General features: G+C 32.5%; 12 protein-coding genes. All 12 read left to right on the top strand.

Translation table 11 applies throughout. The features are described 5' to 3' along the window. The first annotated feature begins 9 nt into the window (after window positions 1-9). The 12 genes from DW114_RS12655 (at window position 10) to DW114_RS12600 (ending at window position 14,459) form a co-directional block, all read left to right on the top strand. Window positions 10-1,224, top strand: coding sequence for an ATP-binding protein (locus tag DW114_RS12655; protein ID WP_117454126.1), 1,215 nt, complete (start codon window positions 10-12; stop codon window positions 1,222-1,224). Window positions 1,225-1,364: 140 nt separating this feature from the next. After that, window positions 1,365-1,724 carry an ankyrin repeat domain-containing protein gene (locus DW114_RS12650; RefSeq protein ID WP_117454125.1) on the top strand — a complete coding sequence of 120 codons (360 nt, stop codon included), beginning with the start codon at window positions 1,365-1,367 and terminating at the stop codon, window positions 1,722-1,724. Between the two features lie 12 nt (window positions 1,725-1,736). After that, window positions 1,737-2,720 carry a helix-turn-helix transcriptional regulator gene (locus tag DW114_RS12645; RefSeq protein WP_117454124.1) on the top strand — a complete coding sequence of 328 codons (984 nt, stop codon included), beginning with the start codon at window positions 1,737-1,739 and terminating at the stop codon, window positions 2,718-2,720. Window positions 2,721-2,726: 6 nt separating this feature from the next. Next, entirely contained in the window at window positions 2,727-4,190 is a 1,464-nt protein-coding gene (locus DW114_RS12640) for a DUF2779 domain-containing protein (RefSeq protein ID WP_117454123.1), read from the top strand. After that, window positions 4,190-5,047: a DMT family transporter gene (locus tag DW114_RS12635; protein WP_117454122.1), complete on the top strand. Its 858-nt coding sequence runs from the start codon at window positions 4,190-4,192 to the stop codon at window positions 5,045-5,047. The genes DW114_RS12640 and DW114_RS12635 overlap by 1 nt, the downstream gene beginning before the upstream one ends. After that, the gene (locus DW114_RS12630) at window positions 5,037-5,960 is read left to right on the top strand and encodes a CorA family divalent cation transporter (RefSeq protein ID WP_158552262.1); all 924 of its coding nucleotides are present in this window, start codon (window positions 5,037-5,039) and stop codon (window positions 5,958-5,960) included. The genes DW114_RS12635 and DW114_RS12630 overlap by 11 nt, the downstream gene beginning before the upstream one ends. A 114-nt stretch (window positions 5,961-6,074) precedes the next feature. Then, a complete protein-coding gene (locus DW114_RS12625; RefSeq protein WP_117454120.1) occupies window positions 6,075-8,165 on the top strand; it encodes an ATP-binding cassette domain-containing protein in 2,091 nt (696 codons plus the stop codon). A 140-nt stretch (window positions 8,166-8,305) separates the two neighbouring features. Beyond that, entirely contained in the window at window positions 8,306-9,001 is a 696-nt protein-coding gene (locus DW114_RS12620; protein WP_117454119.1) for a LytR/AlgR family response regulator transcription factor, read from the top strand. A gap of 90 nt (window positions 9,002-9,091) precedes the next feature. After that, window positions 9,092-9,688 carry an accessory gene regulator ArgB-like protein gene (locus DW114_RS12615; RefSeq protein ID WP_158552261.1) on the top strand — a complete coding sequence of 199 codons (597 nt, stop codon included), beginning with the start codon at window positions 9,092-9,094 and terminating at the stop codon, window positions 9,686-9,688. Window positions 9,689-9,772: 84 nt separating this feature from the next. Next, a complete protein-coding gene (locus DW114_RS12610; RefSeq protein WP_117454117.1) occupies window positions 9,773-10,156 on the top strand; it encodes a hypothetical protein in 384 nt (127 codons plus the stop codon). 51 nt (window positions 10,157-10,207) lie between these two features. After that, complete coding sequence (locus DW114_RS12605) at window positions 10,208-12,328, top strand: ATP-binding cassette domain-containing protein (protein ID WP_117454116.1); 2,121 nt, start codon at window positions 10,208-10,210, stop codon at window positions 12,326-12,328. Window positions 12,329-12,347: 19 nt separating this feature from the next. Then, window positions 12,348-14,459, top strand: coding sequence for an ATP-binding cassette domain-containing protein (locus tag DW114_RS12600; protein ID WP_158552260.1), 2,112 nt, complete (start codon window positions 12,348-12,350; stop codon window positions 14,457-14,459). Window positions 14,460-14,485: the final 26 nt, after the last annotated feature.

The following is a 14,485-nucleotide window of genomic DNA, read 5'->3' as shown; positions in this document are numbered from 1 at the left end:
GTGATATTTATGATTGAAAGACCACAATATGTGAATGAAATCATGAAATATATGGATAAACCATTCGTAAAAATATTAACTGGAGTGAGAAGAAGTGGAAAATTAACAATCATGTTGATGATAAAAGAACAATTACGCCAAAAAGGAATTCAAGAAGAGCGTATTTTACACTATAATTTTGATAGTCTACAATATGAAAATATGAAAAATTCTCGTGCTCTTTATGAAATGCTGAGTGAAAAATTGAAAAAATCAAAAAATCGTGTGTATTTGTTTTTCGACGAGATACAGGAAGTACAAGATTGGGAAAAGGTAGTTAATTCCCTTATGATTGATTTTGATACAGATATCTATGTGACTGGTTCAAATTCGAGGATGATGTCATCTGAAATTGCTACATATCTGACAGGCAGGTATATTTCTTTTCATATCTATCCTCTATCTTTTCGTGAGTATTTAACATTCACAAAACAATATCGAGCATTAGAAGATATATATAAGGAATTCTTATCTTATGTAACAGCTGGTGGATTTCCAGCGACTCACTTATATACCATGGATGATGAAGAACGTTATGCGATTGTCAAAGATATATATAATTCAACTATTTTTTCAGATATTGTGAAAAGAGCACAGATACGAAAGGTTGATCAATTAGAACGTATTGTCAAATATGTGTTTGATAACGTAGGAAATACATTTTCTGTCAGCAATATCTCTAAGTATTTAAAAAGTCAGAACAGAAGTATTCATGTGGAAACGATTTATGAATATTTAAAATGTTTGGAAAATGCATATATTATACAACGTTGTGCTAGATATGACATCAAAGGAAAAGAAATATTAAAAACGCAGGAAAAGTTTTATCTTGCGGATCCTGCATTCCAATATAGTGTATTAGGATATCGCATGGATTCTTTTTCTAATATGCTAGAGAATATCGTTTATTTAGAATTAAGGCGTAATGGTTATGATGTTTATGTTGGAAAAATAGATACAGCTGAAATTGATTTTGTGGCAATAAAACGTAACGAGAAAGTGTATATCCAAATCACGCAGGAGATAAGTCAAAAAACTACACAGGAAAGAGAATATGGAAATCTTTTAGAAATTCATGATAATTATCCAAAGTATGTTTTGCGTACAGATACATGGGCTAAAGGAAACTATGAAGGTATTCATACGATGCATATTGCGGATTTTCTATTGTTAGAAAAATATTAAAAGAAAGCTATGGTGTTTTTCCATAGCTTTTCATCATTCATGGGAATATAAGAAAAAAATTTAAAAAATATTGCATTCTTACATAAATGATGTAACAATATGGTATATCATAGAGTCATCAAAAGGAAAGGATGAATTTTATGATCAATGAACGTAGATTAGCAAGGGAATTATTAAATGCTGTTTGGGAAAAAGATGTGGAGCGTGCAGAGGAGCTGTTAGACTTTGGCGCAGATGCCAACTGGATCTTTAATGGATATCCAATATTACATCATGCAGTTTATACACGCAATAAGAAAATGGTCAACCTATTGATTGCCTATGGCGCATCACAAATTGACAGTGCGCTGGCATTCGCTCAGGATCGTGGAATCAGCAGTATGGTACCTTTATTAACGAAGCATGGTGCTGTACCAAAGTACGAATATATGAACATCGCTTTTGGTTTCTATCCAGATCGTTACGCACCACTAGATTATCAGCCTTTGTTACATCAATAGAAAGGATTGCTTATGAATCGTAGTGCTTATTGCATTGAAATGTTGAAATTACTTGCGGCCAGAGGGTTTATGCGTAAAGAAGAACTGGCAAAAGAACTGGATGTGAATCCAAGAAACATCATAGAGTATCGAAAAGAGCTGGAAGCAGCGGGATATGATATTATCACAACAAGTGGAAAATATGGCGGGTACGCTCTGGATGGAGGTACCCTTTTGCCTATGCAGGGATTTACAGCGAAAGAGAAAAAAGCATTATCTGATGCCCTGACGTATTTAAAAGTACATCCGGATTTTTATTTATATGAAGATTATCGTCTGGCAATGGATAAAATCTTAGCAAGCTCTTCATTAAGTGAAACAAATGGGGGCATGTATTTAAATGACAGTAAACCAGTGGTTTCTAAAGAAATATTAAAAATGATGGATCTGTGCGAAAGCGCAAAACAACATTCCCTTGCGATAGCACTAGATTATAAAAGCATGCATGCCAAACAGTTTGAAAGAATCATGATTCATCCATATGAAATATTAAACTATAAAGGAAGCTATTATTGTCTGGCATATTCTATGAAAGCCAAAGATTTTCGTAATTATAAATTCAGTGATAAACGAATGCGCAATGTTGTCATCACGGATACAGTATTCACAAGAGATGTCAACTTTAAAATCAAGGAGCATGTAGGAAATATTGGTCTGATTCAGGATGAAGTATATGAATTAGATTTAATGTTATATCATGAAACAGCATTACTGATGTCAGAAAAACAGGTTGGACTACATCCGGAAATGGAATGGATTGATGATCACACCTTGCATTATCATACAATTATGGAAGGAAAAATGGAAATCATCAGCTTTTTATTGTCATTAGGCGCACAATGTAAGGTCATAGAGCCAAAAGAAATATGTGAAGATATCACAAAAATTTTACAGGATATGATGGAAAACTATAACAATACCGCATTTTCTGATATAATCAATAAGAAAGAGAAGTGATAAAACGTGTATCATGTAACCGATTTTAAGAAGTATGAACGATGCCAGCGAATGTTCTGGCTGTCAAGAAAAGAACGTAAACAGATGATTCCATTTGTGAATTATAATATGAGTATGATAGAGTTATGCAAGGAGCTGTTGATGATCCAGGATCCTTTTGAAGGGGCTGCCAATGATGATGGTGCACTTGCCTTAGCTGCTTTATCTACCCATGCATGGCTATTGAATGCTCGCTTTGCTCATGAAGATTTACGTGTGAAGATTCCTATTATGTATCAAGAAGATGGAAAACGTATCGTATATTTTACATATTCCAGCTGCTATCCAAAAGAGGGAGAAGCACAGAAAATGGCAGATACATTATCTGTATTGGAATTACTAGGAATATTTATTGATGAAGTCTATGTCATTCATTTAAATCCTGATTATGTACGTGGGGAACAGCTTGATGTAAGAGCATTACTCATCATTACAGAGCATTTATATAACAGTAAAAATCATGAAGGAAAATTAATCAAAGATTTAATTGCCTCACATCGTCGTGATATCTTGCCATTATTGGAAGATTTACGCAGTTGTGAAGCTAGAGAAGATGTAGCCATCGTACGAAGTAATGCCTGTACACGTGGTGTAAAATGTCCTTATTTTGATGAGTGTTTTCCAGAGAAACCAGATCATACCAGTATCTTGAATCTTGTACAATCTTGTCATAAATATGCTATGAAAGAGGAAGGCATTGAGGATATCAAAGATGTGGATGTAGAACGAATAGAGGGTACCAGACATCAATATGCTCAGATTATGGCCGCGAAATATGGCCGATATGTGGATCAGGCAGCACTTCGCTGCTGGTTGAAGGAACATATTCATTATCCAATCAGCTATCTTGATTTTGAATGGGAAACCTATGCATATCCACCTTATAAGGGCTTAAAGCCTTTTGATGTTGTATGCTTTGAATATTCTTTACATGTGGAACAGGCCAATCAAAAAGATTTGACACATCATTGTTTCATTGAAACAGGCGATTGTCGTATTGCTTTTATAGAATCCTTACTCAAACATGTACCAGCAACAGGTACCATATTGGTATACAACATGGAAGGTGCAGAAAAACTTCGATTAAAACAACTGGCAGAACAGTTTCCACAATATGCATCACAACTAGAAAGTATTTGGGAGAGAATGGTAGATTTATCTTTACCGTTTTCTACTGGAAATGTCTATGATAATCGTATGGCAGGCTTTTACTCTTTAAAAACGTTAGTACCGATTTTCTCAGATTATAACTATCAGGATCTGGATATCTCCTATGGTATGGATGCTGTAGAAAAATATCGTGAATTATCACAATGTGATGAAGCAGATGCCAAAGTAATCAGAGAACAATTAGATGCCTATTGTTCGATGGATACCTATGCAGAATATATCGTATACCATGCTTTGGATAAAATCGCCTGGGAGTCCTGATGTATTTATTTTATAATCTTTTAGCGATGTTCATCTTTGGGACCATTGGTTTATTTGTACGAAATGCACAACTGCCTAGTGCACTACTTGCGCTTATACGAACCTGTATTGGCGCCATGATTCTAGGATTGATCCTACTAAGTCGTAGAAAGAAAATAAACATTAACAAAGGGGAATGGAAATATATCCTATTATCCGCATGTTTTTTAGGCTGTAACTGGATTTTTCTATTTGAAAGCTATCGCTATACCAGTATTTCCAATGCGACCATTGTCTATTACAGTGCGCCATTGATGATTGCATTTGCATCTTGGTTTTTATATCATGAAGCTTTCACAAAGCAAAAAGTGGTATATCTTTTATGCAGTATGGCAGGACTTGTAGCGATATCTTTTCAAAGTGGGAGTTTTGATATCATGGGCATCTTCTTTGGCTTATTAGCCGCCTGTGGTTATGCCGGTATTGTTTTAACCAATCGCCATATTCATATGGAGTCATTAAGCTTTACATTTCTTCAACTGTCACTTGCCGCATGCATCATTCTGCCTTATGTCTTATGGCAAAAGGAATTCATACAGATTGCTAATATCACTATGGCACAGCTTCCATGGATCATATTACTAGGAGTCCTGCATACAGGAATTGCTTATCTTCTGTATTTTACATCCATCGCAAAACTATCCTCCACAAGTGTTGCGGTATGTAGTTATCTTGATCCCTGTACAGCAATCATCCTATCCATTTTCATTCTACAAGAACCATGTACACCTTTACAGATTGTAGGTATCATCTGCATATTTGCTGGTATTATAGGAGTCACAAAATCATCTAAAGGAGATGAAACAAATGCTTTATGAATTTAAAGAAGAACCGGTAGAAATAAAGGAATTTGATATGACACAAGAATCTATGAAGCTTGGCATCTTTGGAAAAGAAGATTTACCATCATTGATTGCTCAGTTTCATTTTGATCCTGTCACCATGGAAGAATATAACCAGATGAATCGTAAACCAAATCATAAAATGGATTCTTATTATGGATACGATTTTGGTATCCTGCATGCCGTTCATAAACAGGAAAGTTTTATTTCCATCAAACTAGGTGTCTATATTACCAAACATATGCTGTTGATTATTTGTGATAATGCAGCCATGAAGTCTGAAATATTATCAGATATGTGGCACATCAATGCCCATACGGTTTCCTTAGAGCATATGATTGCGACCTTGTTGCACACCATTGTGAAACACCATACCCAGATGTTAGAAGATATGGAAAATGATCTATCTACGATTGAAGAAGCAATCATGGAAAATCATATGTCGGATTTCAATCAGAAAACCAGACCATTACGAAGCAATATCTTATACCTGACACATTATTATGAACAATTACTCGATGTCTGTGAAGAACTGCTTCAGGATGAGAATGATTTCTTTCAGGAAGAACATTTACATCATCTGCGTATTATCTCTGATCGTATCAATCGTTTCAATGGAAATATCCATATCCTAAAGGACTATATGGTACAAATACAGGATGCTTACTCTACTCAGGTAGATATGAATCTTAACCATATCATGTATTTCTTTACTGTTATCACAACGATTTTTATGCCATTAACATTGATTGTTGGATGGTATGGTATGAATTTCCATAATATGCCGGAGTTAGAATGGAAATATGGTTATCCATTTGTAATCGTATTATCCATTGCCATCGTCGTTATATGTTTCTGGTTTTTCAAAAGGAAGAAATTATTGAAATAGAAAGCAAGTCGCTTTCTTTTTTTTACCAATTATCCCTGTTTCTTAACCATTTATCCCTTTCATATTGAAAAATAATGACTTTTACATGACAATAATCAAAAAGGGGTGGATATCATGTTATATGCAGAATTTAAAACAATCCAATTTGATGAGCGCATCATCCTACCAGCAGGACAAATCGATATCCCATCAGGCTTAACTTTGCTTTTAGGAGAAAGTGGCAGTGGGAAAACAACGCTAATGAAAACATTAAGTTTTCAAAATGCTTTTTTAACATCTTTCCAATATCAAAATATACAAGTTAACATCACTTCAGATAAAGAAAAACAGGATTTTATTTTTGAACATATATCTTTTCTTGACCAAAACGCACAATTGTTAGAAAATCTTACGATTCAACAACAAATCCAACTAATACAGACACAAAATACCACACCTGTATCAATGGATACCTATAATGATATTTTAAATTTTCATGAACAATTAAACAAATATCCCAATCAGTTATCCGGTGGAGAAAGAAAACGTGCAGCACTTCTTTGCGCCATTGCACGTCAAACAGATATTTTATTCCTAGATGAACCAACAGCTAACTTAGATGAGGTTGCCAGTGAACAAATGCGAAGCTTGTTTCAGCTTTTAAAACAAGAAGGAAAGACTTTGTTCATCGCAACACATGATGAGCAACTAAAAGCAATCGCAGATCAAATATATGAAGTGGATCATGGTATAAAAGTATGTAAAAAACAAATAAATAATCATGCAGTATATCCCATATCTCACCACAAAGACATAAAAGCCCTTTTACCAGAATTACGCCATACGCATCAGTATCAAAAAACATATCATCGTATCTTTACCTTCCTTGCGGTACTTTGTGTGGCATTTTGCACAGTATCTTTACAGCTACAAAACTTTCATTATGATTATATTCAGAATAAAAAAGTATTGGATGATACAAAATTTTTGATCTATGCACCTGATTTGGGAATGGAAAATCAACGCTATGAATTTTATGGTGCCGGCAAAGGCATCTCATCCAATCAAATACAGCAGGTAACAAGTCTTGCACATGTGAAAAGCGCAAAACCATGGTTTCAAATAGAATTACATGATGATTTAGCGTTATATGAAAAAGATCAATATGGCAATGAAGAGAAAGCATCTTCCTATAAAAAAGAAATGAAAATAAACTATCCCAATCAAACAAACAAGATTATCACAGAAAATGCATTAGTGTCCTGTTATGATGAAGCAGATGATCATGCCAATATCATTAAAAACGATTTCCATCAAAATGGCATCTTTATATCCCAGGCACTTGCCAACAGTATTTCTACAGATGAAAATACCTTAAAACAAACTACCATTACCTTCTCATTTCTTTCACCAAAATACCTGTCAGATGGATATGTCAGTGCCACAAATCAAGCAATCCCTATCACTTATCCTGCATGTACACCTATATCGATCACGACCCCAATCGCAGGCGTTTTAAAAGGAAATCAAATGGATATCACACCATTACATGATCTGCCTTATGCAATCTATATGAAACAAACAGAAATGATGTCCTATATCGATCAAACAAAGCAAACTCATCCAGAAACACTCTATACCACAGTAGAAATCGCAAATGATGGCAGTTATCAAAACTATCATTTCGATACCACACCACCAAAGGATACAACCAGATTATTACTTCATACAATTGATTATGAACCATGGGAGCCAACTCGCTATCTCATAGAAGTGGATGATGCTAATCATGTATCTGATGTCATCTCACAAATCACAAAACTTGGATATAATGTCTATCAGGGTGGAAAAGAATACCATACCATTACGGAAAATACCCGTCATTTGCAATCTATGATACGTATTGGTTCTTTAGTATCAATGTTTATCATTCTTGTGTTATTCACCATGTTGAAATATAACGATCGAGAAGCCCAGCAAAAAACAATTCACTATTTTACTATAATGGGATATCAGAAAAAAGAAGTTAAGGAAATCATGATAAGAAGCTATACGGACAATACAGTACATTTATGTATCTATGCAATGGCTTTGATCGCATGTATCCTGCTTTTAGATCAAGCATTTAACTGGTTTGGCATACAGATCAATCTAATGCTTGTAGCTACCACCTTATTATTATCCATTATATTAGAATTTATCATTCCATATCTAATCAAGCATTAAACAATACAACGTCTTTCGTATATCAAAGGAAAGGCGTATTTTTTTTATAAATTAAGCGTTTACACTGGTATATACCACTAGAAAATGTTAGAATAATAAGGAAGATAATTTTTAAAGAAACATGTGAAAGGAGGAATCCTATGCATTTGGCTGTTGTAGAAGATCATATTGAGGATGTTATGAAAATCAAACAAGAATTATCAAAATACGCAAATGTAACTTATGAAACTTTTGAACATATACAGCCCTTTCTCGAATGCTGTCTATCATTTGATGCGATTTTCTTAGATATCGATATGAAAGAAGAAAGTGGTATTGTTCTGGCACAACAAATACGCAAAAAAGATAAAATCATTCCAATCATATTTGTTAGCTATCATAACGAATATATCAATGATTGTTTCACGGTACATCCTTTCTATTTCATCAGAAAAGATAAACTGGCAATAGAATTAAAGCTTTGTATGGATGATTTGATTCCTTTATTGAAAAATAATCAGGCTATTTTCAATTACACGAAAAATGGGAAACACTTAAGTATGCCAGCGAAAGAAATTTTGTATTTTACCAAACTTCATAACACCTGCGAAATAAAACTGAAAGATCAATCCCTATTAAAAGTTCATATAACATTAAAACAAATTGAAGAACAAGGATTATTTGGATTCTATAAAATCAACAATTCTGTTATTGTGAATTTTGCGCATATTGTGATGTTACAACAGGATGCATCATTTTTGATGGATGATGGAACTAGCATAGAAATCAGCAGAAGAAAAAAAGAAAACGTGTCCAATGCTTATCAAGAATATCTAAGATGTTTAAGCTATCGCTAACCAGTTATCCCTCTTATGCGACCAAACATCCCTAAAGGGTTGAAATATTGCATAAAGTGTATAAAATGGTGCTGAAAGGAAGTGGTTACATTGATTTTGCATTGGGCACAAGCAATAACAGATTATCTGAATCGAAATGGAATTATTCAGAATGATTTAGAAATATATCAGTTTGGTTTTGTCTTATGTATATCTACAATGATGAGCTTTGGCCAGGTTATTCTAGTAGGAATTATATGTGACATTCTTCCTTATACGCTCTGCTATTTGATTTTGTTTACTGTATTAAGGGTTCATGTAGGTGGATATCATTGCACAACTTATCTAAAATGCCAGTGTACATATCTTATGATTTTTCTGATATATATGTTATTAAGGTATATAGATATTAATGTTTGGGTCGCATTCATGATGTATATAATAGCTAGCTTCACCATATGGATATATGCACCTGTTCAGCATCCATTAAAACCTTTAACACGAATTGAGAAAAAATCTTTTTCAAAAAAATCAAAATTATTAGTAGTCGTATTTGGGATTGCCTTATATCTAGCTCATTTGTTTGATAAAGGGTTATCCTACACTGTTTGGTATTGTCTACTGGCAAATGCATGTTTACTAACATATGGGGAGGTTGTTTATGTTCAAAAGAATGATTTTAAAAATGATCACTGTATTAGCTTATAGACAAGCTGTAGTTGCACACTCTCTTGTTTCTCATTATGGCATTTACCAATTTGAAGAGCCTAAGGGGCTGAAGGAGAAAAGATTATGATTTCATTTAAAAAGAAGATTAAAAAGTTTGCTGTTCCTGCCTTATGTTTAACAATTTTAGGAGCAGGTGCTGGAGTTACAGTAAATGCAGCTGATTATTCATGTACTAAGACTGTAGGTATTAATACTGCTATTGGTTCAGGAAGTGTTAAGGCTACTACAACACGTCATACTACAGGAAATTCTAAATGGGATACATATAGCGTTGGCTATAGTTCAGTATCAGGTACAAAAAGCTGTGTCTCTAATAGTAAAGAACTGTACACGTCAGATTCAAAAGCTCAATATAAATATACATTGAGTATTACCTTGTATAGTTACGCATACGGATCTGGTAGTGCAAATGTTGATTATTATTTCAACGGAAGCAAAGTATATTGATGCAAGAAGAGTGTTTTACACTCTTCTTGACTTTTTTTGGAGGTGGTTTTAATGAAATTAAAAATAAAAAATGTGATTTTTGATACTTATATCGTCTTAAAAAAAACTAGTTTTTTGCTTGATACTGGAAACCTAGTAGCGTTGATTGGAGAAAGTGGCAGTGGAAAATCCACAATCATTGATTCCATCACCTTTGAAAATGAGTTTTTAGAAAGCTTTGTATATCAAGAAAAAGATTATGCAAAAGCTACAAAAGAAGAACAACAATCTTTTATATTTGAACATATGGGAATCGTTCATCAACAACCAGAATTTCTAAAAGATTTAACCATAAAACTTCATATAGAAATGATAAAAGAGTTGTATGGAATAAAAGAAGATGAAGAAATACAAGACTGGATATCATCATTAGAATTAAAAGTATTATTAGAAAAATATCCAGATCAATTATCAGGTGGAGAACAGATACGTTGTGCTTTACTATTGGCATTAATTCATAAACCAGATATCTTAATATTAGATGAACCAACATCATCGTTAGATGAGTATCATCGTGATCAAGTGATTCAAGTGTTGAAAGAATATGCAAATCAAGGAAATATCGTATTATATTCTACTCATGACAGTCATCTGATAGAAAAAAGTGATGTTGTATATGAGATAAAAAATCAAGAACTGTATCAAATAAAAGATGACAATAAAAAAGAAACAGAAAATAATGAAACACAACATGTGACAAAGAAACATTTGGAAGGCATCAATTATTATTTTCGTAAGATGAAGAAACATCAAAAATTATATCATCGAATCATGGCTATGCTAACAATATTCTGTATAGGATTTACAGCTTTTGGCTTTGAATTTAATAATATTGCGTATGCAGTTCAGACACAACAAATGAATGATATAGCCTCTAATGAATTGTTGGTTTATAAAGGCGTAGATCGACAAGGAGAAAAATTTTATGAGTTTGGTGGTGCAAATGAATTAATCACTACAGAGGAAATAGAAAAAATAAAACGGATAGACCATATAAAGCATTTTGAGTGGCGATATGATACAGAGATTTTCAATAGTGCTTTACTTCCTGTTACAGATCGTAGATTTTCTGATGCAGACTATAGAGCGGATCCTATTGAAATACAAGAAAATAAAAGCATAATTAAGAAGCTAGGGCCTAAAGAAAAAGGAAATCAAAAAATAGATTCTTTGTATGTTTGTTCTTATATAAAAGATTGGAATTATGATAATGATATTAAATATAAATTTCAAAACGATGGTGTATATATATCTATGTGGTTTGCCCAGAAAATTGATTCAAATGTAGAAAATCTCAAAGGAAAAGAAATCAGTTTTTATTATACAGTACCAACGAGCGATGCTTATGGAAAAGTTTGGATAACGAATGATAATGAAGAAATGTTTTTACATCTTCCTAATACAACTAAAGTGAAAATAACATTACCAATAGCTGGTATATTAGAATACGCAAATATGGGAATTACCAATGATTATCAGGATGTAGTTTACATGGATAGAGATATCATAGAAAAGTATATCAACCAATATAAAGATGACACAGTTAGAACTATTTATGGTATGGATACGGAATATAAAAAATATTATATCAATGATTGTCCAGATGATGAAAAAGACAAGGTAATTCATGAAGTGAAAGAAACACCATGGGCACCTACTGGATACTCAGTAATCGTAGATGATATAAGTCATATGGGAGATGTGATACATGCAATCAATGAGATAGGATTAGATGTAGAAAATGGATATATGAATTATGGCGCTATGCGTCAAAACACGAAAGATATGCAAACAGCCATTAGAATTGGATCAGTAATTTTAAGTGTTATCATCTTTTTGATGTATATCGTGATGAAATATAACAATCGAAAAGCAGAACAAGAAATAAATGATTATTTCAAGAATATAGGGTTTCATAAGAAAGAAATAAAGAAAATTAAGCGTAAAAAATATATTGAGGAAAGTATCTTTGTAGCAATTCTTTCAGTAATCATATTTACAGCTTTGATGTTTATATTAAATGCATTGCATATAGGATATACCGTATACAGTTTGAAAATGGTAGTAATTATTTTATGTTTATCATTGATATTTGAAGCAATCATACCAATGTTAATAGAAACTAAAAAATAAAAAAAGGAGGATGGAAGCAATGATTGTGAAATTAAAAGATATTCAATTTCATTCCGATATCATAGTGAAAAAAGCAAAATTAGAATTGTTATCTGGAAATTTAACTGCTTTGATTGGAGAAAGTGGTAGTGGGAAATCCACAATCATTGATTCCATTATCTTTGAAAATGAGTTTTTAGAAAGCTTTATGTATCAGGATAAAGATTATGCAAAAGCTACAAAAGAAGAACAGCAAGCATTTATCTTTGAACATATGGGAATCGTTCATCAACAACCAGAATTTTTAAAAGATTTAACCATAAAACTTCATATAGAAATGATAAAAGAGTTATATGGAATAAAAGAAGATGAGGAAATACAAAATTGGATATCATCATTAGAATTAAAAGCATTATTAGAAAAATATCCAGATCAATTATCAGGTGGAGAACAGATACGTTGCGCAATACTATTGGCAATGATTCATAAACCAGATATCTTAATATTAGATGAGCCAACATCATCATTAGATGAGTATCATCGTGATCAAGTGATTCAAGCATTAAAAGAATATGCAGATCAAGGAAATATCGTATTATATTCTACACATGACAGTCATCTAATAGAAAAAAGTGATGTTGTATATGAGATAAGAAATCAAGAATTGCACCAGATAAAAGATAATAGTAAAAAAGAATCAAAAATTAATGAAACACAACATGTGACAAAGAAACATTTAGAAGGTATCAATTATTATTTTCGTAAGATGAAGAAACATCAAAAGTTATATCACCGAATCATGGCTATGCTTACAATATTTTGCATAGGGTTTTCAGCTTTAAGTTTTGAATTTAATAATATAGCATATTCAGTTCAAACGCAACAGATGAATGATGTAGCCTCTAATGAATTGTTGGTGTATAAAGGTGTAGACAGACAAGGATTTGTTGAATATGATTTTGGAGGTTCTAATGATTTGATTAGTGATGATGAATTGTCTAAAATCAAACAATTATCGCATGTAACTGATGTTGAGTGGAGATATGACATTGATTTATCTACACAAATGCTTTTTCCAGTGACAGATAAACGTTTTTCTTCCTATGATTATAAAGCTGAACCTTTTATATTGCTTGAAGATGGAAAAGAATTAAAAAAAGTTGATTATACAGGTTCACTTTCTGTTGTAACGTTATGTTCTTATTTAAATAATAAAGATTATGATTCTGATATTGAAATGAAATTCCAGGATGATGGTGTTTATTTGTCAAAAGACTTTGCGCAAAGATTTGGGATAAATATCAAAGATTTAAAGGATAAGAAACTATCATTTAGTTTAGCAGTAGCTGTTAATGATGCTTATGGGAAAACATGGACATATTCTAAAGAGGAAGATACCATCTATTTACATTACCCTAATATTAAGATGATAAAGGTGACTTTACCCATTGCAGGGGTATTAAAAAATTCAAATATGGGAGTAACAAATAATTCTCAAGATGTGATCTATATGAACAGGGATATCATAGAAAAGTATATCAATCAGTACAAGGATGATACAGAAAGAACAATCTATGGAATGGATACTGAATATAAAAAATATTACATTAATGATTGTCCTGATGATGAAAAAGATAAAGTAGTGCATATAGTTAAGGAATCCCCATGGAAGCCAACTGGTTATTCAGTTATGGTAGATAATATTGGCAATATGGGAGAAGTAATCCATTCGATTAATGAATTAGGACTTGATGTGGAAAGCGGATATGCAAACTATGGAGCGATTCGTCAAAATACGAAAGATATGCAAATAGCCATCAGAATATCTGCAATCATTATTTTGATCATAGTTTTCTTTATGTATACTGTAATGAAATATAATAATCGAAAATCTGAACAGGAAATTGATAAATACTTTAAGAATATTGGATTTCATGAGAAAGAAATAAAACATATGAAACGAAAGAGATATATAGGAGAAAGTTTCTTTGTGGCAATCATTGCAATGATTGTATATACGTTATTCATGTTTTTATTAAATGTGTTGCATATAGGATATACCGTATACAGTGTGAAAATGGTAGTGATTATTTTATGTTTATCATTGATATTTGAAGCAATCATACCAATGGTAATAGAATTAAAAAAATGAATAAATGATTAAAAAAGTGAGGGGAG

This window comes from Absiella sp. AM09-50, from assembly GCF_003433845.1.
In the GTDB taxonomy this organism is placed as follows: Bacteria; Bacillota_I; Bacilli_A; order Erysipelotrichales; family Erysipelotrichaceae; genus Hoskinsella; species Hoskinsella hominis.
The sequence above is the reverse complement of the archived record's forward strand: the minus strand, read 5'-3'. Positions and strand labels throughout refer to the sequence as shown.